Below are 25,941 nucleotides of genomic sequence, written 5' to 3' on the forward strand. Positions count from 1 at the left end.
GGATGGTTGCGGTGACGGCTGCTGCCAGGCGTCGAGGTGTCGGCCACGGGCGGCTAAGACCGCGATGGCGAGGCGCCAAACTCTGCGCGTCACGGGAGACCGCCGGGCACGTCAACCCAGAGCTCCGGTCCGCTGCCGAATCCGCCTCTATACGATCAAGGCGCCGCCTTCGGCGGCGCTCGGGCCGGCGACGCCGGCCCTCGCCGGCTCGCTCCCTCTACCTCCGGCCCGGTCGCGGCCGGCGGGACCGACAGCCGGCCCGACAGCCTCAGCAACGTCTTGCTCGTAGAGGGCGGTGGGCCGGCGCACGGCTACTCGCGACCCGCCCAGCGCATGACGACGACCTGCCCGCGGGACTCCCGCGTACGCACGTACCGATGCCGCGTACCGTCCATCATCGTCACGCTGACTTCATCGACTTCGGCCTCGACGTCCAGCTCGTCGCCGTCAAGCGGCCCGCCGTCCACGGGGATGCCCTTCCGGCGCTGGTCCGCCGCCACGACGGCCACACTACGGCGATCGTCGTACAAAAACACCGGGCTCCGCCCGGACCCGGCACCGCTTCGGAGATCAGGAAGGGCGGGACGGCGGCGACCTCCTCCCGGCACGCCCGAGGGCTGCCAGACCGCCGGCCCCAGCCGCAAGCCGGAAGGACATGGCTTGCGGCTCGGACCACCGGCCCGGCAGGGAGGACCCGCGCCGCGAGGAGATCACCACCGAGGCCGGGCCGCGCGAGGACGGCAACTACAAGATCGTTCCCTGGGCCGTCCCTGGGCCGTCAGATGCAGGGGACCGCTGAGAACTCGGTAGAAGCAGCGAGAGCGTTTCGCCTGCTCAGCAGGCATATCCCGCTCCTCCGGCACTGGCGCCGGAGGGCGGGGCGGACGAGCGGGCCTGTAAGCCGGATCCTGTTCCCGGGCACCTCACGGTGCTCCGTTCGGCGGCCATCCATCTCGGCCCGCCGTCGCCGACGGGCTCTGTGCGGCCTACCCGCAGGCTCGGACGGGCCGTCCTCGAACGCCTGCGCAGCGCCCCGTCCGGGTAGACGCGACGCCTCTTGGCCTTGCTCCGGGTGGGGTTTACCGAGCCACCCCGGTCACCCGGGGTGCTGGTGGTCTCTTACACCACCGTTTCACCCTTACCCCGCGCCTCGTGAAGCTCACGGCGCGCGAGGCGGTCTGTTTTCTGTGGCACTGTCCCGCAGGTCATCCTGGGTTGCCGTTAGCAACCACCCTGCCCTATGGAGTCCGGACTTTCCTCGGCGACGGCCCCGTGCGGGACCGTCGACGCGGCCGCCCAGCCAGCTCATCCGCTGTTCCAGTTTATCCGGTGCGGTGTCCCCGCCGTTCGGGGGCTACCGTCCCGGTCGTGGTCGTCGCGTCGCCGGGCACGCTGGCGTTCCTCCTCCTGGCCGGCCTCCTCGCCGGTGCCGTGAACGCCGTGGCGGGTGGGGGTTCGCTGCTGGTGTTCCCCGCGCTGCTCGCGGTCGGCTTCCCGCCGCTGGCCGCCAACGTCACCAACTCGGTCGCGCAGTGGCCCGGCTATCTGGGCCTCATCCTCGGTCAGCGGCGCGACCTGCGTGAGCAGCGCCGCCGGATCCTGCTCACCTCCGCCGTCGCCGTCGTCGGGGCCGGACTCGGATGTGCGCTGCTGTTGATACTGCCCGGCGCGGTCTTCGACGCCGTCGTCCCCGCCCTGGTGCTGCTGGCCAGCCTGCTGCTCGCGCTCCAACCGAAGATCAAACGCTGGGTCGGACACCCCGAGCCCGGCGCCCCCGACCGGATGGGCGCGCTGCTGCCGGCGATCCTCGTCGCATCGATCTACGGCGGCTACTTCGGGGGCGCGCTCGGCGTCATCCTGATCGCGACGCTGTCGCTGTTCGCCCACGACAGCCTGATTCGGCTCAACGCGCTCAAGGGGCTGTTGTCGCTGGTGGTCGCGACCGTATCGCTCGCGATCTTCGCGGTCGGCGCGCCGGTCGACTGGCTCGCGGTCGCGCTGCTGGCCCCCACCACTCTGATCGGTGGGTTTGTCGGCGCGAAGGTCGCGCAACGGCTGCCGGAGACCGTGCTGCGCTGGTGCGTGGTGGGGCTGGGCGTCGTGGTCGGCGTCTGGCTGCTCGTCGCCTGAACGCCGCCGGCCCGGTGCGGCATCCGCGTCCGTCGCCGCTCAAACCCCCTGTGAGTGCGTAACAGTGTTAGAACACTGTTACGCACTCACAGGGGGAGGTGGGAGGTGTCGTTGACCAGGCGGACGGAGGTGCCGCCGTCGGGATAGAAATCGGCGACGCACAGCGAGGCCAGGTCGAGATGCAGGGTGTAGAGGATCGAGGGCCCAGCGCCCAGCGCCTCGCACAGCATCATCTTGATCGGCGTCACGTGGCTGACCACGACGACGGTCCGCTCCGGGTAGGCCGCGGCGATCTCGGCCCGCTCCGCGGCGAGCCGCTGTCCGACCTCGGCGAAACTCTCCCCACCGGGCGGGGCGACGTCCTGCGAACCCAGCCAGGCCCGGTGCAGCTGCGGGTCCCGCTCCCGGGCCTCGACGAACGTGAGTCCCTCCCAGGAGCCGAAGTCGGTCTCGATCAGGCCACGGCGGACGACGAGCGGGGCGCCGGTCGCCTCGGCCACCGCCGCGGCGGTCTGCGCCGCGCGGCGCAGCGGTGAGGACAGCACCGCGGCGATCCCGTCGACGGCGGCCAGCCGAGCCGCGGCACCGGCCGCCTGCCGCAGGCCGAGCTTGGTGAGCTCCGGATCGCCGTGCCCGGAGTAGCGCCGCTCGACCGAGAGTGCGGTCTGCCCGTGGCGCAGCAGCAGAAACCGGGTCGGCCGGCCGAGCTGTCCGGTCCACGCGGTGGTCGCTGCCTGCTGCCCGGCACCGGTCACGGAACGTCCCCGGCGTCCATCGCCTTGTTGGCCAGCGCGTCGGCGCGCCCGTTGCGGGCCCGCGGCACCCAGCCGAACCGCACCCCACCCAGCTCACGGACGAGCGCGGCGGCCTCGGCGGCCAGCGGCTGCAGGCCCGGGTGCTTGATCCGCCAGCGTCCCGACATCTGCTCGACGACGAGCTTGGAGTCCATCCGCACCTCGACGTCGGTCGCGCCCAGCTCCCGCGCGGCCTGCAGGCCGGCGATGAGACCTCGGTACTCGGCGACGTTGTTGGTGGCGATCCCGAGATAGCCCTGCCGCTGCGCCACCACCTCGTCGGTCGCCGCGTCGAGCACGACGGCCCCGTAGCCCGCGGGACCCGGATTGCCCCGGGCGCCGCCGTCGGCCTCGACGATGACCTTCACCGGTCTGCCCTCAAACGCCCGACTCCTTCGTCCGCACCAGGATCGTTCCGCACTCCTCGCAGCGCACCAGTTCGTCGGCGGGAGCCGCGCGCAGCTGGCTGAGGAACGTGCGGTCCAGCTCCAGCCGGCAGGCCCCGCAGCGCCGCTCGCGCAGCGGCGCGGCACCCACGTTCCCCTGTTCGCGGCGCCGCTCGTAGATCGCGAGGACCTCGCCGGGAATCTCCCCGACGACCGCGGTGCGGTCCCGCCCGCGCCCGGCCACGACGGCGTCGATATCGGCGAGGGCGTTGTCGCGGCGCTCGGTGATCTCCGACAGGCGCTGCTCGGCCTCGGTCAGCACCCGGCGGGCGTGTTCGAGGTGGACGCCGAGGGCCTCGCGCTGCTCCATCACCTCCAGCTGCTCGTCCTCGAGGACGGTCTGGCGGCGCGCCAGGGTCTGCAGCTCGTGCTGCAGGTCGGCGGCCTGTTTGGCCCCCACCCCGGACCCGGCGAGCAGCTGCTCGTCGCGCCGGGTGCGGGCGCGTACCCCCTCGACGTCGTGCTCGAGGCGGCGGATGTCGCGGTCCAGGTCGCCCGCCGCCGTCTCGGTGGCGATGAGCTTGTCCTTACCCTCCTGCACCGCGGCCTCGGCCTCGGTGAGTTCGGTGTGCTCGGGGAGGGTGCGCCGCCGGTGTGCCAGCCGGGTCAGCTCGGCGTCGATCTCGGCCAGGTCGAGTAACCGCCGCTGGACGGCGGGGTCGGCCTTCATGTGGCCCTCCTTCATCTCGCCCCCTGATTGCCGCTCACCCCAGCGTGGGATCAGGGCTTTCCGATCGTCCAGGGGTCCGTCCGCAGAGCGGAGACGCGGACCTCGACGCTACCCCCCAGCGCCGCACGCACCACGCCCGCCGCCTGCTCGCACCACGGCCACTCCGACGCCCAGTGCGCGACGTCGACGAGCGCGGGCGTGGGGCGGCCCGGCAGCGAACCCGCGAGCAGGTGCTCCGACGCCGGGTGGTGGCGCAGGTCGGCGGTGACGTAGACATCGACACCCGCGGCGATCGCCGCGTCGAGCGCGGAGTCGCCCGCGCCCCCGCACACCGCGACCCTGCGGATCTCCCGGTCGGGGTCGCCCGCCGCGCGCACCCCCCACGCGGTGGCCGGCAGCGCGGCCGCGACCCGCCGCGCGAACGCCGAGAGCGGCTCGGGCTCGGGCAGCGCGCCGACCCGGCCGAGCCCCTGTGCCGAGGGCCGCTCGGCCAGCTCGAACACGTCGAAGGCGGGTTCCTCATAGGGGTGCGACGCCCGCAGTGCGGCGACGACCTCAGCCCGCCGGGCGCGCGGCAACACCATCTCCAGTCGGGTCTCCGCGACCCGTTCGAGCCTGCCGACCTGCCCGATCGCCGGTGTCGCGCCCTCGTGCGGCAGGAACTGGCCGGTCCCGGCGGTGGCGAACGAGCAGTGGCTGTAGTTGCCCAGATGCCCGGCCCCGGCCGCCGACAACGCCTCGTGCACGGCGGTGAGCGCGGGCCCGGTCGGCACGAACGCGACGATCTTGTCCACCGGTGGGCCGGGCACCGGCTGCAGCGGGCCCTCGATGGCCAGCCCGATCGCGGCGGCGAGGGCGTCGGAGACACCGGGGTCGGCGGCGTCGGCGTTGGTATGCGCGGTGAACAGCGCCGTCCCGGCCCGGACGAGCCGGTGCACCAGGGCACCCTTCGGGGTGTCCGCGCCGACCCCGTGCACTCCGCGCAGCAGCAGCGGATGGTGGGTGACGAGCAGTCCGGCGCCGGTCTCGATGGCCTCCTCGACGGTCTCGGTGACCGGATCGACGGCCACCAGCACCCGCTCGACGGGATCGTCCGGGTCGCCGCAGACCAGGCCGACGGCGTCCCAGCTCTGGGCGAGCGCGGGCGGGTACGCGGCCTCGAGGGCGGCGATGACATCGGCGAGGCGGGGCGTGGTCATGCCGCAATTCTCGCCAACGCCGAGGCCAGCGCCGCGACCAGCACGCCGACCTGATCCGGCGGCCGCACCGCCACGCGCAGATGGTCCGGTCCGAGGCCGGGGAAGGTGTCGCCGCGGCGGGCCGCGATCCCGGCCGCCCGCAGTTCCTCGCGCACCCGCGGACCCTGTCCGGCGGGAAGCCGCAACAGCAGGTAGGGGGCCACACCGGGCAGCACCACGACGCCCGGCAACGCCGCGAGCGCGGCGGCCTGCGCCGCCCTCTGCGCCACCAGGGTCCGCGCGGCCCGCTCCGCGAGCTCGACGGCCGCGGGCTCGCTGCAGGCGATCACCGCCTCCAGCGCGAGCGTCCCCACCGGCCACGGCGGCCGCGGCGCCGCCAGCCGGGCGAGCAGATCCGGGGCGCCCAGCGCGTACCCGGCGCGCAGCCCGGCGAGCGCCCAGGTCTTGGTGAGGCTGCGCAGCACGAGCAGGCCCGGGACCGCGGCGTCCGCCCCGGCCAGCGACTCCGGCTCGCCGGGCAGCGCGTCGGCGAACGCCTCGTCGACCACCAGTACCCGGCCCGGCCGGGCCACGGCCGCCACGGCGCTCGCCGGATGCAGCACCCCGGTCGGGTTCGTCGGGTTCCCGATCACGACGAGGTCGGCGTCGGGCGGGACCGTGGCCGGGTCGAACCGGTGCCCCTCGGCCTCGTCGGTGAGCACCCTGGTCACCGCGATCCCGGCCGCGCGCAGCGCCGCCTCCGGCTCGGTGAACCCCGGATGCACGACCGCGGCGCGCCGCGGCGCCAGCCCCGGCAGCAGCGCGAACCCCTCCGCGCTCCCGGCCAGTACCAGCACCTCCTCGGGGCGGCGGCCGTGCCGCGCGGCCACCGCGGCCCTGGCGGCGGCGTCGTGCGCCGCGCTCGGGTAGCGGGCCAGCCCGTCCAGCGCCGCGGCCAGCCGGTCGCGCAGCCACGCAGGCGGCGCGTCCGGCTGCACGTTCACCGCGAAGTCGAGCAGGCCCGGCTCCGCCTCGACGTCACCGTGGTGGCGCAACCGGGCATCGTCCGGATCCGGGTCGGGGTTGCCGTGATCCGGTCCGTCCGCGCCTCGCACCATGGCGAGAACCCTACGGTGAGCCTCCCCCGTGAGTGCGTAACAGTGTTGGAACACTGTTACGCACTCACGGGGGAGGATGGGCTGCGTGAATGCTCCCCGAGAGAGACTGTCTGTGGCCTTCGTCTGCACCGGCAACATCTGTCGCTCGCCGATGGCGGCGCAGGTCTTCCGCGCCGAGCTGACCCTCGTTGGGCTCGCGGACCAGGTCACCGTGATCAGCGCCGGAACCGGTGACTGGCACATCGGCAACCCGGCCGACGAACGGGCGGTCGCGCTGCTGCGCGAGCGCGGATACCCCGTCGATCACGTGGCCCGTCAGGTCGACGCGGCCGTGCTGGCCGCGGACCTGCTCATCGCCCTGGACGACGACCACGTTCGGGCGCTGCGTCGCTCGGTCGCCGAACCGGACCGGGTGCGGCTGCTGCGTTCCTTCGACCCCGACGCACCCGCCGGCGCCGAGGTTCCCGACCCCTACTACGGCGGCTCGGAGGGCTTCGTGGAGGTCCTCGGGATGATCGAGGCGGCCATGCCCGGCCTGCTGGACTGGGTGAAGTCGCGGCTGTGAGGCATCCGCAGGCACCGGTGGCGCGGCTGCTCGGGGTCCGGGTGCGCCGCTCGGCGCCGCTCGGCGCGGCCACCAGGGTCGACCTGGACGACGGTCGCGTCGCCGTGGTGAAAGCAGGCGACGGGGTGGTCGCGGAGGCGGCCGGGCTGCGCTGGCTGGCGGTGCCGGGCGGGCCGCCGGTCCCCGCGGTACTGGCCGCGGACGACGGATGGCTGGTCATGGAGTTCGTCGCGGGCGGGCATCCGGCGCGGGAGCCGGCGGCCGCGTTCGGCCGCCGGCTCGCGACCCTGCATGCCGCCGGTGCGCCCGCGTTCGGCTCGCCGCCCGACGGTGGTCCGGCCGACGCCTGGATCGGTTCGGCTGCGATGCGCAACGTGCCGGGACCGCGCTGGCCGCAGTGGTATGCCGCCGAGCGGGTGCGGCCCTATGTGCGGATCGCCCGCGACGCCGGCACCCTCTCCGCGGTCGAGGCGGCGGTGTTCGACACCGTCTGCGACCGGCTTCCCGATCTCGCCGGCCCCGCCGAGCCGCCCGCGCGGCTGCACGGGGATCTGTGGTCGGGCAACGTGCTGTGGTCGCCGGACGGGGCGTGGCTGATCGACCCGGCGGCGCACGGCGGGCACCGCGAGACCGACCTGGCGATGCTGGCGCTGTTCGGCCTGCCCCGTCTCGACACCGTGCTCGCGGCCTACGACGAGGCCGCCCCGCTGGCCCCCGGATGGCGCGAACGGGTGCCGCTGCACCAGCTGTTCCCGCTGCTGGTGCACACGGTGCTGTTCGGCGGCGGGTACGCGGGGCAGGCCGTGGCCGCGGCCCGGGCGGCGCTGCGAACCACATGAAGATCGACGTTTCGGCGCCGGGAGCCGCGATCCGCGCGGTTGCGGCCGCCGAAACGGCGATCTTGGCAGCGGCCGGGCAGGGGCCTTCAGGTTTGGTTCGGCGCTCGGTGGGCACAATTCGTCCGTCGCGCGCGACCAGCCAGACCGGCCACACAGGGGAGGCATTCATGACGAGCACCAGACCTGCGCTGCGCACCCGCCGGGTGCCGGCGCACGCACTGCGCGCGCGCAGCGAGGTCGAGTCGCGGGCCCAGTTCCGCTGCCTCGTCGAACCGACGCGCACCCCGCCGTTGCCAGCGGACCGGCGCGGCGGGCGGCGCAGCCTCAGCACGATGCTCGCCCGTGCCGGGGGTGCCCTGTGTGTCCTCACGGTCGTGCTGGTGTATGTCCTGGTGATGCAGCAGCTGGCCATACCGGCAGGGTGACGGTCCGCCGAGGGCGGCCCGGGGTCAACCGCTGACCGGCCGCCCGAACACCTCGGTCTCGACCTGGCGGAAGACCGCGTCGGTGTGGCGCTCCTGGCAGTCCAGATCCGCCAGCGATACCGCGATCTCCTCGGCCTGCAGCGCGCGCAACGCGGTGAGCCGCTCCCCGATCAGCGTCTCCGGATCGTCGCCGCCGAGCAGCGCATCCAGGCGTTTCTGGAAGTCCTCGATGATCATGTCCTGGTCGTCGCGGTACTGGTAGCCCTTGTCCTGCATGCACCGGGTCCACTCGTCCTGCGCCGCGATGACCCGCGGGTCCTGCGCGACGAGGACATCCTTGGGGTTGACATAGGTGCCCTCCAGCTGTTCGGGCGTGAACACCTGGGCGACCGCCTCGCGGGTGCATCCACCGGTGGCGGAGAAGTCCTCCTCGTCAAGGGCGAAAGCGAAGTCGGAGTCGCGGCCCTCGCCGAACAGCGTGAGCTCGTAGGCGACCCGGTCGGCCGCGGAGAGCCCGTCCATGATCTGCACGTTCGGCCCGAGCCCGATCGTGCGGACCGGATCGTCGAAGCGGGTGGTGACCGACAGCCCCCACCGCTGCTTGTACTCCCGGCGCGACATGCCCGGCTCCTTGCGCACCGACTCCTGAGCTCGCCCGATCGTCGCGACGTCCACCGGGATGTACTCGAACCCGGCCCGCTTCATGCAGTCGGCGATGAGCGACTGCGTCCGCTCGACGTGCGCGACGAAATCCGCGTCGGACAGGCCGAACTCCCGGACCCCGGGCGGGCCGCCGGCGGCCGGGTCACCGCCGCCGCACGCCGACACCGCGAGGACGGCGAGGAGCATGCCGACGCCGAGGATCTTCCGCATGTCTGTCCTCCCATCAGGTTCCGGACCGCAGCGCCTCCACCGGCTCCAGCCGGGCCGCCCGCAGGGCCGGGTAGAGGCCGGCGAGCAGCCCGGTCACCCCACCGACGAACGGGGCCAGCACCGGCACGAGGGGATGGATCACCGGTGTCCAGGTCTGGACGAGCGCCACCCCGACCACGACCAGCAGACCGGCACAGGCCCCCAGGACCCCGCCGAGCACCCCCATGGCCCCGCTCTCCAGCAAGAACTGGAGCGCGATGTGCCGGCGGGTCGCGCCGAGCGCGCGGCGCAGCCCGATCTCGCCGATCCGCTCCATGACCGAGACCAGGGTGACGTTGGCGATGCCGATCGCGCCGACGAGCAGCGACACCCCACCCAGCATCAGGAACAGCACGTTGAGGTCGCTCTGCACGCCTTCCCGGACCCGTTGGGGCTGCTCCGGAACAGCGATCTTGAATGCGCTGGGGTCGGCAGGATCGAGCGCGAGCGGGCTCTGCCACGCCAGCAGCGACGCGGCACCCAGCTTCGTCTCGACGATCACCGACTCCGGGGACGCGAGCCCGTAGTGCCGCCGCGCGGTGCCCTCGGGCACGATGACGGCGCTGAGCAGGTCGAACTGCCGCTCGACCCGGTCCAGGATGCCGATCACCGTGAACAGCTCGTCGCCGATGCTGATCGTGGGCAACTGGTCGACGCGACTGATGCCGAGGCGGGCGGCGGCGTTCGGGCCCAGCACGACGACGTGCTCCCCCCGCGCGGCGAGCCCGCCGTCCAGCAGCCGCCCGGTCCGCAGCTGGGCCCGGACGGCGGTGAAAAGGTCCGGCGACGCCGCCCAGACGCCGAGCTTGAACTCGGTGCGACGCTGCGGGTCGTTGATCGGCGAAGCGCTGACCAGCGCCTCGCCGACATCGATCTCGCTGAGGTTGCCGGCCGCGACGACGCCGTTGAGGCCGCCGAGGCGCTGCGGCGCGTCCCACGGGATCGCGCGCTGCGGCCTGTCCTCCGCCTCCTTGAGGGTGATCGTGAGCTGGGTGGCGGCCAGCGCATCGAACCGGCCCGCGATGCGGCTGCTCGCGGTCAGCGACAACCCGAGTGTCGCCACCAGCGCAGCCAGGCCGATGACGGTGCCGAGGACGGTCAGGACCGTCCGGCCCGGGCGCGCGAACAGGCCGGCGATCGCCTCGTCCACCAGGTCCCGGGTGCGCATCCCCGCGGGCGGAACGTCACCGGCCGCGCCGAGACGCGGACCCTCCTCGCCGGCGCCGCGGGCGGTGCCGGTCGCCACGGTGTCGACCCGCACCCGGCCCACCCTCATCCGTCGCCCCGCAGTTCGCCGTCGACGATCCGGACCCGGCGCTGCGCGCGCTCGGCCACGCCCGGATCGTGCGTGATCACGATGATGCTCAGGCCACGGTCATGCAGGTCACCGAGCAGCCCGAGGATGGCCGCCGTGGTCCGCGAGTCGAGGTTGCCGGTCGGCTCGTCGCACAGCAGCAACGCCGGCTCGTTGACCAGGGCGCGGGCGATCGCGGCCCGCTGGCGCTCACCACCGGACAGGTGCGTCGGGAGGTGGGCGGTCCGATCGGCCAGCCCCACCGCGGCGAGCGCGGCGAGCGCGCGGTCGCGGCGGCCCGTCCGCGGCCGCATGGCATACACCTCGGCCAGCATGACGTTCTCCAGCACGGTGCGGTGGGCCAGCAGGTGGAAGGACTGGAACACGAAGCCGAAACGGTGACTGCGCAGCCCGGCCCGGCCGCGGTCGGAGAGCGAGGTGACGTCGAGCCCGTCGAACCGGTACGAGCCCTCGTCCGGCCGGTCCAGGCAGCCGACGATGTTGAGCAGGGTCGACTTCCCCGAGCCCGACGGCCCGACGACGGCGAGCCAGTCGCCGGTCCGCACCCGCAGGTCGACGCCGCGCAACGCCACCACCGGAGGATCGGTGCCGTAGCGCCGGCCGATCCGTTCGAGCATGACGAGCTCGGTGCCGACGGGTCGCTCGCCCGCTCGCTCGGTGCCGACGGGTCGCTCGCCCGCTCGCTCAGCGGCCACCGGGGGGCCCCATCGGTTCGATCCCGACGACCACCTGATCACCGGGCTTCAGGCCACCGCCGGGCACGGTGACGGCGACGAACCCGTCGCCGGAGACTCCCGGCTCGACCGGGAGGAACTCCAGCGCCCCGTTCACCGCGCGCTGGACCCGCGACGAGCCATCGGGGGCCATCGACACGGCGCTGACCGGAACCGCGAGGACGGCCTCACCGGTCGACCGCACCGGAACGGTCAGTCGCACCGACGCCCCGACCAGGGTCGGCGGCGGCTCGGCCACCACGGTGGAGAAGAACACGTGGAACCCGTCGGCCCCGTCCGTGCCGGGCCGCTCGGCGACCCGCTCGACCGTGCCGCGGGCCGTGATCCCCAGCGTCGGCTCGTCGATGGCGACCTCCATGCCGGGCCTGACCAGCCGGGCCTCGTCGAGGGTCAGCGAGCCGTCGACGGTGACCCGCGAGTCGGTCACGGTCAGCAGGGCGCCCGTGGGCTCGCCGCCCAGGGTGGCCTTCACCTCGGACACCCGGACGGGCAGCGTCGGCACGAAGACCGCCTCGTCGGCGGCGAGCTGCACGCCACCGGACGCGCGGCTCCCGGCGACAAGGGTCGCCTCCACCGGCCGGACCGCGTCCAGCTGAGCATCGGTCGCCACCATCGGCGCGAAGCCGGCGCGCCGGAACAGCGCGCTGATCGCCTGCCCGGTGGCCTGGTCGTAGAGGCCGTCGACCTGGCCGGGGCCCAGACCGAGTCGGCGCAGCGCGATCTCCAGCTGCTCGACGTCCTGACCCCGCACCCCCGGCCCGAGGTCGCGGTAGGCGGGCTGGGCGCCGCCGAGCAGGAACACCGGGCGACCCGACACCGTCATCACCACCGCACCCTCGGCGAGCTCGGCGCCGGGCTCCGGTAGCTGCGTGACCACCTGAGGCCCGGTCTTGAGCGCCGACCGGCTGACGGTCAGCTCCTGGGGAGAGCCGAACCGCCCGGTCCCGCGGCTGAGCACCTTGGTGGTGATCACTCGCTGCTCGACCGGCACGAGGATCGGCGTCGGCACCGGGGGCGCGGCCCTGGCCGCGACCTCGGCCGGTGACCGGATCAGCGTGGCGGCCAACGCGGTGGCCAGGGACGACACCACCACGGCGGCGAGCACGACCATGGCGAGCTTTCTGCGGGTCAGGGTCATCGGGCATCCCCTCTGCGCTCACCCGGCCGGGCCGTACCGGACCAGCGCGAGCCCGCCGTCGCGGACCAGGCCGATCCCGGGCGCGTAGTGCTTGCTTCCGCTCGTGAGCGGTTCGAGCGGAGTGGTCTCCTGTACCCTCACCACCCCGGTGAGCGCGCCCGCCGGCACGGTCACCGTGTCGGCCGTGCTGAGGATCTCGGCCCGGTCCAGTGCCACGTCGGGGGCGATCTCCTGGTAGTGCCTCATCCCCACCCGCGGCCTGCCAGGCATCATCAGGCCGAACCGGGCGCCCCCGACCCCGGAGCGCCAGGAACCCTGGTGGCCGACGACCCGGCCACCGGAGTAGTCGTCGACGTCCTCGCCGAAGTAGTACACGTCCCGGGTGCGGGGATCGATGGCGAAGAAGTTCCGCGAAAGCTCCACGAGTGCCCCACCCGCGGTCTCGCGTTCCTCGACCACCCTGGTCGTCACCCCGTCGACCGGCTCGGTCTCGTCCAGGACCGTGATGACCAGCTGTGCGCCACCGCCCTCGAAGGCGAGCTGGTAGCCCGGTTCCAGGACGAAGTAGGGGTTGCGGCCAGTGGGCGCGAGCGCCCCGCGGTCCACCGGGAACTCGTCGGTGAACCCCGACCCGCGCAGGTACTGCCAGCCGATCCAGCCGGCGACCGCGACGACCGCCACCCCGACGACGATCACGACGGGAATCCAGACCCTTCTCCGCATGAGCTCTCCTGGACGCCCGCGGGAGCTCAGCCGCCCGCGGGGGGCTGCTCGATCGGCGTGGTCAGCGCGTAGACGGCCCGGCTGCGTTCGTAGCCGCTCTTCTCCAGCTCCAGCGCCTGCGCCCGGGCCTCGGCGAGCCCCGCCGGGTCGAGCTGGACGACCTTGATCAGCTCCAGTTGCTCGCGGGTGGCGTCCGTGCCGGTGAAGTCGACCCGGGTGTTGCCCACCCCGGGGGCGTAGTACTTGAGCTGGATGGCGCCCGACTCCTCGCGGTTGAACTCCTCGGTGACGATGCCGTTCTGGTAACAGCCCTGCGGAACACAGTCCGTGACGCCCACCTGCGCGACCCGCGCCCGGTCGGTCCACGGCACCGTGGGCGACCATCCCTGCGAGTAGCTCGGCCCGCCGAGCTGCGGCTCCTTCTTGATCGTGATGCCGGCACGGGCCCCGGCGATGCCGGCGATCCAGGTCGGGGTCTCGACGATCTGACCGCCCTCGTACACCTGGGGGTACTCTCCCAGCCGCCAGACGTCGCCCGCGTCGGACTGGGCGTTGAAGGCGATCTCGGCCTCGGCCAGCTCGCCGCCCTGGAAGTCCTGGTCCCACACCACCACCGACCGCACCCCGTTGATCGGCTTCGTCAGGTCGGTGACGGTCTGCACGAACCGGTGCTCGACCCGCTCGCCCTGCAGATCGCTGAAGCCCTCGTAGACGAACTGGGTGCCGGGCTTGAGCGGGTACCACGTGTTGTCGATGCGCGTCGGGTTCGAGAACGTCGCGGCCTCGAAGTTCTCCAGCTGGTTCGGCCAGTCGATCGTCTCGGCGAGCGGTGGCGCGGTCGCGTGTGGGGTGACGGTGGGCTGGGCCGCCGGGGGCGGCGGGGGCGGGGCCGCGGCGGGTGGGGACGCACCGCCGCCGCATCCGGCGATCGTGCCCACCAGCACCAACCCCAGGGCCACCGTCGCACCGCGCCGCCCGCCCATCCGGGCCACCTCCGTCCGGCCGCTGTCCGGCACGACTCTGCGGCAGACGCCGGGGCGGCCTCATCGCCAAAATTCAGTAAACCGGTGCCGGCTCCGGCGCCTCGCCGGAGACCTCGCTCAGCCGGCACCCGCCGGGGTCGGCGGAGCCTGGTCCGCGCCGGCTGCCGGGCGCTTCCGGCCGCCGAAGCGCAGATACAGCGAGGGCACCACGAACAGGTTCAGCAGCGTCGAGGTGACCAGGCCGCCCAGGATCACGGTGGCCATCGGGTGCTCGATCTCGTTGCCCGGGACCGAGCCCGCGACCACCAGCGGAACCAGGGCCAGCGCGGTGGCCAGGGTGGTCATCAGGATCGGCGCGAGCCGTTCCCGGGCCCCCCTGATCACCAGTTCCCGGCCGAACGACACGCCCTCGTACCGTTCGAGGTGCTGATAGTGACTGATCAGCATGATCCCGTTGCGGGCCGCGATCCCGAACACCGCGAGGAACCCGATCAGCGATCCCAGCGAGAGCACCCCACCCCCCAGCCAGGCCGCGAGCACCCCGCCGACCATGGCCGAGGGCAGCGTCACGAAGGAGAGCACGGCCAGCCGGGTGCTGCGGAACGAGGTGACCAGCAGGACGAAGATCACCACCGCGGCCACGATCGCCAGCACGTTCAGCCGGGCCGACGCCGCCTGCCGCTCGGCGTACTCGCCCAGGACCTCCGGGCGGTACTCCTGCGCGAACGGGATGTTCGCGACCTCGTCCGCGACCTCGCGGGCCACCGAACCGAGGTCGCGTCCCTTCACGTTCGCGGTCACGTCGATCTTCCGATAGGTGTCGTAGTGGTCGACGTGGTTCGGCGTCGGCACGATCTCCAGCGCCGCGACCTGGTCCAGCCGGATCTTCTCGCCGCTCGGCGTGTCGATCGGCATGGCGCGGATGTCGTCGAGGTTGTTCCGGGTGGCCGGCGTGGTCCACACCTGCACGTCGTAGGTCCGGCCACCGCGGAAGATGTCGCCGACCTCCTCACCGGACAGGACCGTGGCGCTGGCCCGCCGGACGTCGCCGGGCTTGAGGCCGTACCGCTGGGCGGCCGCCAGATCGACGCTGACCTGGATCTGCGGGATGTCCACCAGCCGCTCGACCTTGAGGTCGACGGTCCCGTCGACCTCCGCCATGGCCTTCCTGACCTCCTCGGCCTTGGCGCGCAGCTCAGGGAGCTTCGGCCCGTAGATCCGCACGACGATCGAGTCGCTGGAGCCGGTGAGCACCTCCTTGACCCGTTCCTTGAGGTAGGTCTGCACGTCGCGCTGCAGGCCCGGATAGCCGTCGACGACCTCCTGGATCTTCGCGAGCGTGGCGTCGTAGTCCACGTTCGGGTCGATGCTGATCCAGTTCTCGGTGAAGTCGATGCCGTAGGGCTCGTCGGCCAGCAGCGCCTGCCCGACGTGCGCGCCGAAGTTGCGCACCCCGGGGATCGCCCGCAGCTCCCGGCTCGCCGCCTCGGTGACCCGGATCATCTCGGTGTGCCCGGAGCCGGGGCGCAACAGCCAGTGCATGAGGAAGTCGCGCTCCTTGAACGACGGCAGCAGCGACTGGCCGAGCAGGGGGAACACCGCGAGGCCGAGTGCGACGATCACCCCGACCAGCGCGTAGGTCGGCTTCGGGCTGCGCACCGTCCGGGACAGCACGGCGGTGTAGCCACGCCGCAGTCCCCGCATCACCGGCGACTCGCGGCGGTCCAGGGGGGCACCCCGCAGCAGGATCAGCGCCAGCGCAGGGGTCAGCGTGAGCGCGACGAGCAGCGAGGCGCCGACGGCGAGCGCGTAGGCCCCGATCAGCGGCCGGAAGAACGAGCCGGACAGCCCCCCGATGAAGAACACCGGCATGACCGCGACCAGCGTGATGACCGTCGCGTAGAAGATCGCTCCGCGAACCTCCAGCGAGGCCTCCAGGATGACCCGCGCCGTCGACCGCGGCCTCGTGTCCCCGCCCTGCGAACGGTGCTGGCGCAGCCGGCGCAGGATGTTCTCCACGTCGATGATCGCGTCGTCGACCACCACGCCGACCGCGACCACCAGCCCGGCCAGGATCATCGTGTTGACCACGGCGCCGGTCCAGTAGAGCACCAGTCCCGCGGCGACCAGCGAGATCGGGATGGCGATCACGCTGATCAGCGCGCTGCGCCATTCGAAGAGGAACGCGCCGATGATCAGGATGACCAGCAGGCAGCCGATCAGCAGCGCGAGGGTGAGGTTGTCGATGGCCTGGGTGATGAAGGTGGCCGGCCGGAAGATGGTGGTGTCGATCTCGATCCCGGTCAGCCCCGGCCGCAGCTCGTCGATCGCGGCCTCGACGCCCTCGGTGACGTCGACGGTGTTGGCCCACGGGAACTTCTCCACGATGAGCATCAGCCCAGGACCGTCGTTGATCACCGCGTCGCCGATCAGCGGCTGGTGGTCCTCGACCACGTTGGCCACGTCGGCCAGCCGCAGCGTGCGCCCGTCCCGCTGGGCGAGCGGGACCTGGGCGAGGTCCTCGGGGGTCACGATGGGCAGCACGTGCTGCACGGCGAGCCGCTGGTTGGGCGTCTCGACGAACCCGCCGGTGCCGATGAAGCCGCCTTCGGAGAACTGCAGCAGGCCGGCGTCGACCGCGTCGGCGGTCGCGAGCATCACCTGGTTGAGCGAGACCTGGTTGGCCGCCATCCGGTTCGGGTCGGTCTGCACCTGGTACATCTGCAGCCGCTCGCCATAGATGGTGGTGTTGGCGACGCCCGGCACCTTCAGCAGCCGCGACCGGATCGTCCAGTAGGCGGTCATCGACATCTCGATGACGGACTTCGTGTCCGACGAGAGTCCGATCTTCATCGCCCGGCTGGTCGAGGACAGCGGCTGGATCATGAACGGGGGTGAGGCCCACCTCGGCAGGCTCGGCGAGACCAGCTGGACCCGTTCGGCGACGAGCTGCCGGGCCCGCAGCAGGTCGGTGCCCCGCTCGAAGCGCAGGTCGAGCTGAGCCAGGTCGGTCACCGACTTCGACCGCATCACGTCGAGGCCGGGGATGCCGGCCAGGGCCTGCTCCATCGGGACCGTGACCAGCTCCTCAACCTCGGTCGCGGACAGGCCCAGGCACGGCACCTGGATCTCGGCGCGGGGCGGCGCGAACTCCGGGAACGCGTCGACGGGCGTCTTCGGCAGCAGCAGCACGCCGAAGAACATCATCACCACGGCCCCGGCCACCACCAGGAAGCGGAGCTTCAGGCTCGTCCCGACGATCCAGCGCATCATGGCAGGACTTCTTCCCTACCGGCCGTTCGAACCGTTACTTGATGCCGAACTCGGCGCCCCACAGCTCGGCCCCGCCGGCGGTCACCACGGCGGTGCCGGCCGCCGGGCCCGAGGTGAGCACGGCCTGCTCGCCGCGGATGCTCTCGACGGTCACCGGCGCCCGGACGTAGCTGTGGCCCTCCGGGTTGGTGTAGGCGAACGTCGTGCCGTCCGGCAGGTAGAGCAGCGCCGCGTGCGGCATCACCAGCCGGCCGTCGTGCTCGGTCACCGGGAAGGTCTCGATGGCCAGGCGCTCGACCGCCTTGTCGGTCAGGGTGATCCGTTTGACGCCGGTGTCGCCGATCGGCTCGACCTTCGCCGGCTCCGGGGCCTTCGCGGTGGTCGCCTCGGACTGGCCGCAGGCCGCGATCGGCAGGGCGGCGCCCACGACGACCGCGGCAGCCGCGATCCAACGGGTTGTGCGGTGCATTCTCCTGCTCCTCTGCGTCGCCGGCACCTGTGCTCATGTCCTGGTCCCGCCGGCCACGAGCTCCTCGCCGGTGTCCTCGCCGCCGCGAACCGCCGGCGTCGTGAGCTCGAGGTCCTCCTCCTGTCGCCCGGCCCGGGCCGCGTACAGCCCCGGGATCACCCACAGGACCAGCAGGGTGGTGGTGACCAATCCGCCGAGCACCGTGACGGCCATCGGGTGCAGCAGCTCCAGCCCGGCGACCGGACCGGCGATCACGATCGGCAGCACGGCCAGCGCGATCGCGATCGTGCTGGTCACGATCGGGCCGAGGCGTTCGCGCACCACCCGGCGTACCAGCTGCGGTCCGGCCTCCTCGCCCGCGGCCCGCAGCTCCTGGAACTCGCCGGTCAGCGAGAGCGTCAGTTTCAGGCTGAGCGCCGCGATGGTGAGCAGGCCCATCAGCGTCCCGAGCGAGACGACACCGCCGCCGATCGCCGTGGCGATCGCGCCGCCGGCCAGCGCGACCGGGAGGGTCGCGAGGAAGACCAGTGCCAGCCACCAGCTGCGCGTCGCGGCCTGCAGCAGCAGGTAGATCAGGACCAGCGCGACGGCGGCCACCCCGATGATCTGCCACATCGCCGCCTGCCGCGCCGCGTAGTCACCGACGATCTCGGCCCGGTGCTCGAACGGGAACGCCACCGCGCTCAGCTTCTCCCGCACCTCGGCCTCGACCGCGCCGTAGCTGCGCCCGGCGACGGTCGCGGTGACGTCGAGGAAGCGGGACGACGAGTCGCGGTGGATCACCGCGGCGGCCGGGACGATCCGGACGTTCGCCACGTCCCCGACCCGGACCTGCCCGGCGCCGTCGGGCCGGTCGACGAGCAGGTTCTGCACGCTGGCGAGGCTGTGGCGCAGCTCGGGGGTGCCCCAGACGATGACCTCGAAGACCTTCTGCTCCTCGAACACACTGCCGGCCTCGAGGCCGGCCAGCAGCGTGGCGATGGTGCGCCGCACATCCCCGGGCTTGATGTTGAACTGCTGGGCCTTGGCCAGGTCGACCTCGACCTGCAGGGTCGGCCGCAGCGGCGCCCGCTGGACGGTGGCGTTCTGCAGGCCGTCGACGCCGGACAGCAGCGTCACCACTTCATCGGCCTTGGTGTTCAGGACCGCGGAGTCCTCGCCGTACACGCGCACGACCAGCTCGGAGTCGGGGCTGGACAGCACCGTCCCGCTCTGCTCCCCGAGGTAGGTCTGGACCGCGCGTTCCAGCCCGGGGTAGCCGCTCACGATCTCCTGGACCGCGGCGACGGTGGCGTCGTGGTCCGCCGCCGGGTCGAGATGCACCCAGATCTCGCCCGCGTCGACGTCGGCGACCTGGTCGGACTGCAGGGCCCGCCCGACGTGGGCCCCGACCTGGTCGACGCCGGGCAGTGCGCGCAGCTCGGCGCCGGCCGCCGCGGTGACCCGGGCCATTTCCGGCCGCGACACCCCCGCCGACCCGTCGAAGGTGATGAGCAGGTCGGACTCCCGCAGGGTCGGCATCAGCGAGGTGGACAGCAGCGGCAGCATGGCCGCGCCGGTCACCACCACGACGATCGCGGCCACCAGGGCGGAGCGGGCCCGCGGCACGGCGCGGCCGCCGAGCCGGTCGTAGCCGCGCTGCAGCCGGCGCACCACCGGGGCCTCCCGGTGCGCGCCGCCGCGGGCCGCCAGGAACGAGGCCAGCGCCGGGATCACCAGCAGCGCGACCAGCATCGCGGACGCCAGCCCGATCAGGTACGCGACGGCCAGCGGGGCGACGAAGGCACCCGGGGAGCCGGGGACGAAGAACACCGGCACCACGGCCAGCGCGACGATCAGCGTGGCGTAGATCGCCGGCCGGCGCATCGAGAACGCGCCCCGGACGATCGCGGCCGTGCGGCTCCCGTTGGCCGCACCGTCGGTCCGCCGGTCGGCCAGCCGGCCGGCGATCGCCTCCGGGTCGCGGACGGCGTCGTCGATGACCACGACCAGCGCGGCGACCAGGCCGAGCACCACGAGCAGGTTCATCGTGACGCCGAACAGGTCGAGCACCACCACCGCGGTGGCGACCGCCAGCGGAATGGTCACGATCGCGATCACCGCGGTACGCCAGGAGAACAGGAACAGTCCGATCAGCAGCAGCGCCAGCGCCACCCCGATGAGCAGGGTCAGGCCCAGGTTGCGCATCGCGGTCTCGACGAAGCTGGCCGGCCGGTACACGGTCGCGTCGATCCGCACGTCCCCGAGGCCGGGAGCGAGTTCCCGCAGCGCGGCCTCGACGCCCCGGGTGACCTCGACCGTATTGGCGTCCGGGAACTTCTCGATGACGATCATCAGGCCGCTGGTATCGCCCACGATGCCGTCACCGATGAGCAGCTGGTGGTCCTCGACGACCGTGGCCACATCCCCGAGGCGCAGCCCGGGGTGCCCCTCGACAGCGACCTGGGCGAGGCTCCTGGCGTCCACGATCGGCGAGACGTTCTGCACCGACAGCCGCTGGTTGGGGGTGTCGATGAACCCGCCGGTGCCCGGGGTCGAGGCCTCCAGGAAGGTCAGCGGCGAGGCCCAGGTCGCGTTGCCGGTCGTGCTGATGACGTCCTGCAGGCCGACGCCCTTGGCCTCCAGCTCGGCCGGGTCGACCTGCACCTGCAGCTGCCGCTCCCGCTGGCCGAAGACCGACACGTTGGACACGCCGGGGACGCCGAGCAGGCGCGGCTTGATGGTCCAGCGCGCGAGGACCGACTGCTCGATGAGCGAGAGCTGCTGCGAGGACATCCCGAGGACCAGCGCGCGGCTGGCCGACGAGACCGGCTCGAGCATGACCGGTGACTTGGACACGTTCGGCAACGCGGCCGTCTGCGTCAGCCGCTCCGACACCAGCTGACGCGCCCGATAGAGGTCGGTGCCCGGCTCGAAGATCATCACGATCGACGACAGCCCGGGCACCGAGTCGGACCGGATCTCGTCGAGGAAGGCGACGCTGTTGAACAGGTCCTGCTCGAGCGGGACCGTGATCAGCTGCTCGACCTCCTCGGCGGAGAGCCCGAGCGCCTCGGTCTGGACCTCGACGTAGGGCGGGCTGAACTCGGGGAGCGCGTTCATCCGGGTGTTCTGGAACTGGATCACACCCAGGGCCAGCACCCCCGCGGCCAGCGCCACGATGAGCAGACGGAACGTGATACTGGTCTGGACCGCCCAGCGGAGCATGGCTGGCCGCCTCGTCTCGGGATGTCTCACGGCTCGTTCAGCGAACGTTCAGCCACCGACCGCTCAGCCTGGGGTCGGCACCCCGGGACGGGCATCGTCAATTTATGGGATTTTTCCGGCCCGGCCCGCGCGGCCGGTCGGAGGAAATCGCCCGTTCAGCGGTAACGCCGCCGGTCCGTGCGGCGAACATCCCCTGCAAGGCCCAGCACAGTCCTCCCACCAGCCGAGGGGGCGAGCGGGATGGGACACCATGGGCGTGCGGTGCCGGCCTCGAGCCATCCGCGCGGTCGACTCGTCGCGGGGGTCCGCGACCTGATCGGGGTGTATCTCATCGGGCTGGCCATGGTCGGGCTCGCCCTGCTGGAATCGGCGAACGGGGCCGTCGGGCAGGACGACGCGCTGAATCTGCTGATCCTCGGCACGGTTGGGCTCGGCTCGGCCACCGCGCTGCTCGGGGACGTCTCCGGACGGCTCTTCGGGGACGTCCGGCCGAGCTGGATCGCCGCGGCGCTCGCCCTCTACACCTTCGCCGTCGTGCCCAGCACCACCCTGTGGCCGGAGCCCCTGAAAGGCGCCCCCATCGTCATCGCGGCGCGGATGGCGGCGTTCGCTGTCGTGCTGGTCGTGCTGCTGATCGCCGTGCGGCCGCCGGTGCGGCTCGGGCACTGGGCGCCGTGGCTCGCCGCCGCGACCGGTGTGCTGGCGTCGATCGGCGCCGCGCACGGCGCGGTGGCCCTCCCGGGGGTGTTCACCCCGCTCACCCAGCCCGTGGTGCTGAGCGTCGTGGTGATCCTCGCCTGGATGGTGACCAGCACCTGGCTGGTGCTCGGCGGGGTGCTCCGGCGGGACCCGACGGTGTGGTGGATGAGCCTTGGCCTGCTGATGGTCGGGGTGGCGCACCTCTACCAGGTCGGGACCGGCGTCGAGCAGACCGAACCCGACCTGGTGTTCGGCGCGATCGGGCTGGTCGGCATGCTGACCGTGCTCGTCGGCACCCTCCGGCTCGTCCGCGGCGAGGTCGACGCGGTCCGCGACGAGCAGGAGGAGCTGCGGGTCGCGGCCGCGCATATGGAGCGGGCGAGCGCCCGGGTCGCCGAGCGCGACCACGAGCTGCGCAACGGGTTGACCGGGCTGACCGGGATCACCCAGCTGCTCAGCGCGGGCCGCGGGGACGCCGAGCAGGAACACCTGCGCTTCGCGGTGCTGCACGAGCTCTCCCGGCTGGCCGCGATCCTGGAGGGCGACCAGCCCGGCGGCGCCGCGCACGTCCCGGACCAGCGGGGCTACGAGATCACCCCGGTGCTCGACGACGTCGTCCGGCTGCGCCAGGCCGCAGGCGCGCGCATCGAGCTGGACAGCCGGCCCGGATTGCGCACCACCGGATCGCCCGACGTGCTCACCCAGGTGATCGGCAACCTGCTGAGCAACAGTGCCCAGCACGCGCCCGGCGCCGCGGTCCGGGTCCGCGCCGCCGCGGTGGGCAGCCGGATTCAGGTCGAGGTCTGCGACGACGGCCCCGGCCTCACCCGGGGCCAGGAGCGGCTGGTGCTCGGACGGGGCGTGCGCGGCGCGGCGAGTGACGGGCACGGCCTCGGGCTGTTCGTCAGCCGGGAGTTGCTCGACAGCGTCGGCGGCAGCCTGCGGGTGCTGGGGCGCGGAGGTCTCGGTGGCTGCGCGGTGATCGTCGAGCTGCCACGAGTGCCGCCGCCGGTGGCCCGCCGCCAGGTCCTGACGGCGTCCGGCGAGGCCCGGGGTCGGACCGGGCAGCCACCGCCGTGGACCGACGGGCCGCGCGGGACCCGGCCCAGCGAACGGGGATCGCGATGACGGGGCCGGCGTACCCCGTGGTGCTCGTGGTGGACGATCACGAGCTGGTCCGGGAGGTGCTGGTCGCCACCCTGCGCGCCCAGCACATCGACGCCCACTGCTGCACCGAGACCACGGTGCCCGGCATCGTCCGCGAGGCCGCCGCCCACCCGCCGGGTCTTGTGCTGCTCGACCTCGAACTCGGCCGGGGCCCGCACGGCGTCCCGATCGATGGCGTCGACGCGATCGCGATGCTGCGGGCCGCGGGTTGGGCCGTCCTCGTGGTCAGCGCGGAGCGGCGGCTCGCGCAGGTCGCGGCGGCGATCGCCGCCGGAGCGATCGGCCAGGTCCCGAAGTCCGCCTCGTTCGCCACCCTGTTCGAGACCGTGCTGCGGGCCGTGGCCGGGACGCCGGTCATGACCGAGCAGGAGCGCCAGACGTGGCTGGGGCTCGACCGCAGGGAACGAGCCGGGGCCGCCCGGCGGGCCGCGCTGCTCGCCCGGCTGACCGCCCGCGAGCGACTCGTGCTCCAGCGACTGGCCGAGGGGCGCCGGGCCGCCGAGATCGCCGAGGAGTCCGTCGTCTCGGTCACCACGGTGCGCAGCCAGATCCGGGCGATCCTGGCCAAGCTGGAGGTCAGCTCGCAGCTCGGGGCGGTGGCGCTGATCAACGCCGGGTCCGAGGGTTGACGGGGGTCGGCGGCCGGGGTTGGCCTGGCTCAGTCGTTGTCGTTGTCGTCGGCTTCCTGACCGGTCACCGCGAAGTTGCCGTCCAGATTGACCTCGACGTGCCGGCCATCGGGGGTGCGGATCTCGACGCCGTAGGCCGCACCGTCGTCACCGGCCTCGGTCTCGGTCACGGTGCCGCCACCGGTGTGGGCCAGCGCGGCCTGGGTCGCCCGCTCCAGGTCACGGCCGGTCAGCGGAGCGTCGGAGGTCTCCGGACCGTCGTCGGTGTCCTGCACTGCTACCGTGGCCGGAGCTGCGGTCAGCCCGGCGGCGGTCCCGGTGCCGACCGCGACCGCCACTGCCAACGCCACCGCGGCACCGCCGATCCAGATCAGCTTGCGCACGCTCGTTCCTTTCCGCGGATCCCCCGCATGGTGCCCGATCGGCGCTGAACGGTCCCTGAACGCCGCTGATCTCAGCCCCGGTCCGCCGGTGACCTCGACGGCGGCGCGTCGGCAGTCACCGGCGGGAAGGTCAGCCGCAGACGGGCGCCACCATCCCGGCTGCCGGAGATCATCAGACTGCCGCCGTGGGCGGTGACCAGCTCGCTCACGATGGCCAGCCCGAGCCCGCTGCCCCCGGCGTCGCGGGCCCGGGCGTCGTCGAGCCGAACAAACCGCTCCAGCACCCGCTCCCGCTCGGCCGGGGGGATGCCCGGCCCGTCGTCGTCGACGGTGAGGACCACCCCGGCCGCGGTTTCGGCGAGCGTGAAGGCGACCCTGGACCGGGCGTGCCGGGCGGCGTTGTCTCCCAGGTTCGCAAGTACCCGGCGCAGCCCGTCGGCGTCGCCGCGGACCCGGCCCGCAGACACCCCGGTGGTGTCCACCCGCAGGCCACTGATCTCGCAAAGCCGCTCGGCCTCGGCGAACACCAGGTCGTCGAGATCGAGCGGGACGGTCCGCAACCGCAAGCTGTGCTCGTCCACCCGGGCCAGTAGCAACAGGTCCTCGACCAGACGCTGCACCCGTAGATTCTCGTCCAGGACGGTGCGGGCCAGCTCGAGCACGCTGGTGCGGTCCGGATGGGCCAGCGCGACCTCGGCGGACTGCCGGATCGCCGCGACCGGGGATCGGAGCTCGTGCGAGGCGTCGGAGGCGAACCGGCGCTGCCGCTGCTGAGAGCGTTCCAGCCGGTCGAGCATCCGGTTCATGGTGCGCGCCAGCAGGGCGATCTCGTCGGCTCCCGGGGATTCGGGAACCCGGCGATGCAGGGCCGTCGAGGAGATCTCGTCGACCTCCCGGCGAATCCCCTCCACCGGCCGCAGCGCCCGGCCGACCAGAACCCAGGCCAACACCGCGACGATGAGCAGCAGCAGCGGCAATCCGATCAGGAGCAGGTCGGCGACGAACCGCAGCGCGTCGTCCCGTACATCGACGGTGCGCGCGACGAGCACGACCTCACCGTCCATCCAGTGCGACACGACGAGCAGTCGCTCGGCGTCGACCGGGCCGATGATCTCGACCGGGTCGTCCGGTGCCGGCCACACGAGCGGGGGACGACCCGCGGCGTTCGGGCTCGCCGCCAGCACCGTGCCGTCCGAGCTGACGAGCTGGGCGACGTCGTCCTCGAGGTCACCCACCGCAAGCACCGGCCGCACCGGGCTGGTGCGCAGGGACGCGTCGATCTGCAGCGCACGGCTGCGGGCGGCGGCGGCGAGCTCGTCGGTCAGCAGCTCACGCAGCACGGTGAGCAGCAGCAACGCGCCCACCGAGGTCGCCAGCGCCACGACGGCGACGGCGGCGAGGGCGGTGCGCACCCGGACCGAGCGGGCCCCCGCCCGCGGCCGGCGTCGGGCCTCATTCGGCATCGGGCTCGACCCGGTAGCCGGCGCCGCGGACCGTCCGGATCGTCTCTCGGTCGAACGGCCGGTCGAGCTTGTTGCGCAGGTGCCGGACGTAGACCTCGACGATGTTCGGGTCGCCCTCGAAATCCTCCCCCCACACGTGGTCGAGAACCTGCCGCTTGGAGACGACCTGCCCGCGGCGGCGCAGCAGGAACTCCAGCAGCGCCAGCTCGCGGGCGGTCAGCGCCACCTCGTTCGCCCCCCGCCAGACCTGTTTGGTCGCGGGGTCCAGCCGCAGGTCGCCCGCCTCCAGCACGGCGGGCCGCTCGGTGGCCCCCCGGCGCAGCAGCGAGCGCAACCGGGCCAGCAGCACCGCATAGGAGAACGGCTTGGTCAGATAGTCGTCGGCACCGATGTCCAGCGCACCGACCTCGTCGCGCTCGTCATCGCGTGCGGTGAGCACCAGGACCGGGGTCCAGTTCTGCGCCGCGCGCAGCTCCCGGCACACCGAGTGACCGTCCAGGCCGGGCAGCATCAGATCCAGCACGATCGCATCGTAGGAATGCTCGCCGGCGAGCCACAGTCCGTCGATCCCGTCCGCCGCCACGTCGACGGTGAAGCCCTCGGCTTCCAGGCCGGACCGCAACCCCGCAGCCATCACCGTCTCGTCCTCGACCACCAGCAGTCGCATCGGTCCTCCCGAGA

At 72.9% G+C, this 25,941-nt stretch carries 22 protein-coding genes, 1 other RNA gene and 1 pseudogene; 6 read left to right on the top strand and 18 right to left on the bottom strand.

Annotated elements, in window-relative coordinates:
* Window positions 1–311: 311 nt before the first annotated feature.
* Window positions 312–500, bottom strand: a complete 189-nt coding sequence (locus G567_RS0109455; RefSeq protein ID WP_147201184.1) for a hypothetical protein — start codon at window positions 498–500, stop codon at window positions 312–314.
* Between the two features lie 381 nt (window positions 501–881).
* Window positions 882–1,308: RNase P RNA component class A (gene rnpB / locus G567_RS31955), an RNA gene on the bottom strand.
* Between the two features lie 60 nt (window positions 1,309–1,368).
* Between rnpB and G567_RS0109460 the strand changes: the two genes are divergently transcribed.
* On the top strand, window positions 1,369–2,130 hold the full coding sequence (locus tag G567_RS0109460) for a sulfite exporter TauE/SafE family protein (RefSeq protein WP_028929787.1): 762 nt from the start codon (window positions 1,369–1,371) through the stop codon (window positions 2,128–2,130).
* An 86-nt stretch (window positions 2,131–2,216) separates the two neighbouring features.
* Here G567_RS0109460 and G567_RS33055 read toward each other — a convergent pair.
* The 4 genes and pseudogenes from G567_RS33055 to cobC form a co-directional block, all read right to left on the bottom strand.
* Window positions 2,217–3,292, bottom strand: a pseudogene (locus G567_RS33055) (histidine phosphatase family protein).
* 10 nt (window positions 3,293–3,302) lie between these two features.
* Window positions 3,303–4,040: a zinc ribbon domain-containing protein gene (locus G567_RS0109470; protein ID WP_028929788.1), complete on the bottom strand. Its 738-nt coding sequence runs from the start codon at window positions 4,038–4,040 to the stop codon at window positions 3,303–3,305.
* Between the two features lie 50 nt (window positions 4,041–4,090).
* Window positions 4,091–5,239: a Nif3-like dinuclear metal center hexameric protein gene (locus G567_RS0109475; RefSeq protein ID WP_028929789.1), complete on the bottom strand. Its 1,149-nt coding sequence runs from the start codon at window positions 5,237–5,239 to the stop codon at window positions 4,091–4,093.
* Window positions 5,236–6,336: an Rv2231c family histidinol phosphate aminotransferase CobC gene (gene cobC, locus G567_RS27850; protein WP_084796011.1), complete on the bottom strand. Its 1,101-nt coding sequence runs from the start codon at window positions 6,334–6,336 to the stop codon at window positions 5,236–5,238. The genes G567_RS0109475 and cobC overlap by 4 nt, the downstream gene beginning before the upstream one ends.
* 151 nt (window positions 6,337–6,487) lie before the next feature.
* On the opposite strand from cobC, the gene G567_RS0109485 reads away from it, so the two are divergent.
* The 3 genes from G567_RS0109485 (at window position 6,488) to G567_RS0109495 (ending at window position 8,165) form a co-directional block, all read left to right on the top strand.
* A complete protein-coding gene (locus G567_RS0109485) occupies window positions 6,488–6,901 on the top strand; it encodes a low molecular weight protein-tyrosine-phosphatase (protein ID WP_245585609.1) in 414 nt (137 codons plus the stop codon).
* On the top strand, window positions 6,898–7,740 hold the full coding sequence (locus G567_RS0109490; protein WP_037056514.1) for a fructosamine kinase family protein: 843 nt from the start codon (window positions 6,898–6,900) through the stop codon (window positions 7,738–7,740). Before G567_RS0109485 ends, G567_RS0109490 begins: the two co-directional genes overlap by 4 nt.
* Before the next feature lie 167 nt (window positions 7,741–7,907).
* The gene (locus G567_RS0109495) at window positions 7,908–8,165 is read left to right on the top strand and encodes a hypothetical protein (RefSeq protein ID WP_147201220.1); all 258 of its coding nucleotides are present in this window, start codon (window positions 7,908–7,910) and stop codon (window positions 8,163–8,165) included.
* A 24-nt stretch (window positions 8,166–8,189) separates the two neighbouring features.
* Here G567_RS0109495 and G567_RS27855 read toward each other — a convergent pair whose 3' ends face one another.
* The 9 genes from G567_RS27855 to G567_RS0109540 all read right to left on the bottom strand — a co-directional run bounded on the left by G567_RS27855 (window position 8,190) and on the right by G567_RS0109540 (window position 20,919).
* Window positions 8,190–9,038, bottom strand: coding sequence for a hypothetical protein (locus tag G567_RS27855; protein WP_051232674.1), 849 nt, complete (start codon window positions 9,036–9,038; stop codon window positions 8,190–8,192).
* Window positions 9,039–9,051: 13 nt separating this feature from the next.
* Window positions 9,052–10,338, bottom strand: coding sequence for an ABC transporter permease (locus tag G567_RS0109505; protein WP_211223879.1), 1,287 nt, complete (start codon window positions 10,336–10,338; stop codon window positions 9,052–9,054).
* 11 nt (window positions 10,339–10,349) lie between these two features.
* Window positions 10,350–11,087 carry an ABC transporter ATP-binding protein gene (locus G567_RS0109510; protein WP_245585596.1) on the bottom strand — a complete coding sequence of 246 codons (738 nt, stop codon included), beginning with the start codon at window positions 11,085–11,087 and terminating at the stop codon, window positions 10,350–10,352.
* Window positions 11,077–12,264 (bottom strand): peptidoglycan-binding protein, encoded by a 1,188-nt coding sequence (locus tag G567_RS0109515; protein ID WP_028929795.1) that lies wholly within the window; start codon window positions 12,262–12,264, stop codon window positions 11,077–11,079. The genes G567_RS0109510 and G567_RS0109515 overlap by 11 nt, the downstream gene beginning before the upstream one ends.
* 18 nt (window positions 12,265–12,282) lie before the next feature.
* Window positions 12,283–12,987 (bottom strand): hypothetical protein, encoded by a 705-nt coding sequence (locus G567_RS0109520; protein WP_037056521.1) that lies wholly within the window; start codon window positions 12,985–12,987, stop codon window positions 12,283–12,285.
* A gap of 26 nt (window positions 12,988–13,013) precedes the next feature.
* Window positions 13,014–13,970 (bottom strand): hypothetical protein, encoded by a 957-nt coding sequence (locus tag G567_RS27860; RefSeq protein ID WP_147201219.1) that lies wholly within the window; start codon window positions 13,968–13,970, stop codon window positions 13,014–13,016.
* A gap of 117 nt (window positions 13,971–14,087) precedes the next feature.
* Window positions 14,088–17,243: an efflux RND transporter permease subunit gene (locus tag G567_RS0109530; protein WP_028929797.1), complete on the bottom strand. Its 3,156-nt coding sequence runs from the start codon at window positions 17,241–17,243 to the stop codon at window positions 14,088–14,090.
* A 34-nt stretch (window positions 17,244–17,277) separates the two neighbouring features.
* Window positions 17,278–17,712 (bottom strand): efflux RND transporter periplasmic adaptor subunit, encoded by a 435-nt coding sequence (locus G567_RS0109535; protein WP_028929798.1) that lies wholly within the window; start codon window positions 17,710–17,712, stop codon window positions 17,278–17,280.
* A 33-nt stretch (window positions 17,713–17,745) separates the two neighbouring features.
* Entirely contained in the window at window positions 17,746–20,919 is a 3,174-nt protein-coding gene (locus G567_RS0109540) for an efflux RND transporter permease subunit (protein WP_028929799.1), read from the bottom strand.
* 261 nt (window positions 20,920–21,180) lie between these two features.
* Here G567_RS0109540 and G567_RS0109545 point away from each other — a divergent pair, with 261 nt between their 5' ends.
* Window positions 21,181–22,746 carry a sensor histidine kinase gene (locus G567_RS0109545; RefSeq protein ID WP_028929800.1) on the top strand — a complete coding sequence of 522 codons (1,566 nt, stop codon included), beginning with the start codon at window positions 21,181–21,183 and terminating at the stop codon, window positions 22,744–22,746.
* Window positions 22,743–23,414 carry a response regulator transcription factor gene (locus G567_RS0109550; RefSeq protein WP_028929801.1) on the top strand — a complete coding sequence of 224 codons (672 nt, stop codon included), beginning with the start codon at window positions 22,743–22,745 and terminating at the stop codon, window positions 23,412–23,414. The genes G567_RS0109545 and G567_RS0109550 overlap by 4 nt, the downstream gene beginning before the upstream one ends.
* A 29-nt stretch (window positions 23,415–23,443) precedes the next feature.
* Here G567_RS0109550 and G567_RS0109555 read toward each other — a convergent pair whose 3' ends face one another.
* The 3 genes from G567_RS0109555 to G567_RS0109565 form a co-directional block, all read right to left on the bottom strand.
* Window positions 23,444–23,797: a PepSY domain-containing protein gene (locus G567_RS0109555; RefSeq protein ID WP_028929802.1), complete on the bottom strand. Its 354-nt coding sequence runs from the start codon at window positions 23,795–23,797 to the stop codon at window positions 23,444–23,446.
* Between the two features lie 71 nt (window positions 23,798–23,868).
* Complete coding sequence (locus G567_RS27865) at window positions 23,869–25,260, bottom strand: sensor histidine kinase (protein ID WP_084796013.1); 1,392 nt, start codon at window positions 25,258–25,260, stop codon at window positions 23,869–23,871.
* Entirely contained in the window at window positions 25,250–25,927 is a 678-nt protein-coding gene (locus G567_RS0109565) for a response regulator transcription factor (RefSeq protein WP_028929803.1), read from the bottom strand. The genes G567_RS27865 and G567_RS0109565 overlap by 11 nt, the downstream gene beginning before the upstream one ends.
* Window positions 25,928–25,941 lie beyond the last annotated feature (14 nt).

It is taken from the genome of Pseudonocardia asaccharolytica DSM 44247 = NBRC 16224 (assembly GCF_000423625.1).
GTDB lineage: Bacteria > Actinomycetota > Actinomycetes > Mycobacteriales > Pseudonocardiaceae > Pseudonocardia > Pseudonocardia asaccharolytica.

Coding starts and splice junctions, on each gene's coding strand:
- G567_RS0109470 (WP_028929788.1), bottom strand. CDS start 4,040: ATGAAGGCCGACCCCGCCGTCCAGCGGCGGTTACTCGACCTGGCCGAG.
- G567_RS0109475 (WP_028929789.1), bottom strand. CDS start 5,239: ATGACCACGCCCCGCCTCGCCGATGTCATCGCCGCCCTCGAGGCCGCG.
- cobC (WP_084796011.1), bottom strand. CDS start 6,336: ATGGTGCGAGGCGCGGACGGACCGGATCACGGCAACCCCGACCCGGAT.
- G567_RS0109485 (WP_245585609.1), top strand. CDS start 6,488: ATGGCGGCGCAGGTCTTCCGCGCCGAGCTGACCCTCGTTGGGCTCGCG.
- G567_RS0109495 (WP_147201220.1), top strand. CDS start 7,908: ATGACGAGCACCAGACCTGCGCTGCGCACCCGCCGGGTGCCGGCGCAC.
- G567_RS27855 (WP_051232674.1), bottom strand. CDS start 9,038: ATGCGGAAGATCCTCGGCGTCGGCATGCTCCTCGCCGTCCTCGCGGTG.
- G567_RS0109515 (WP_028929795.1), bottom strand. CDS start 12,264: ATGACCCTGACCCGCAGAAAGCTCGCCATGGTCGTGCTCGCCGCCGTG.
- G567_RS0109520 (WP_037056521.1), bottom strand. CDS start 12,987: ATGCGGAGAAGGGTCTGGATTCCCGTCGTGATCGTCGTCGGGGTGGCG.
- G567_RS27860 (WP_147201219.1), bottom strand. CDS start 13,970: ATGGGCGGGCGGCGCGGTGCGACGGTGGCCCTGGGGTTGGTGCTGGTG.
- G567_RS0109530 (WP_028929797.1), bottom strand. CDS start 17,243: ATGATGCGCTGGATCGTCGGGACGAGCCTGAAGCTCCGCTTCCTGGTG.
- G567_RS0109535 (WP_028929798.1), bottom strand. CDS start 17,712: ATGCACCGCACAACCCGTTGGATCGCGGCTGCCGCGGTCGTCGTGGGC.
- G567_RS0109540 (WP_028929799.1), bottom strand. CDS start 20,919: ATGCTCCGCTGGGCGGTCCAGACCAGTATCACGTTCCGTCTGCTCATC.
- G567_RS0109550 (WP_028929801.1), top strand. CDS start 22,743: ATGACGGGGCCGGCGTACCCCGTGGTGCTCGTGGTGGACGATCACGAG.
- G567_RS27865 (WP_084796013.1), bottom strand. CDS start 25,260: ATGCCGAATGAGGCCCGACGCCGGCCGCGGGCGGGGGCCCGCTCGGTC.
- G567_RS0109565 (WP_028929803.1), bottom strand. CDS start 25,927: ATGCGACTGCTGGTGGTCGAGGACGAGACGGTGATGGCTGCGGGGTTG.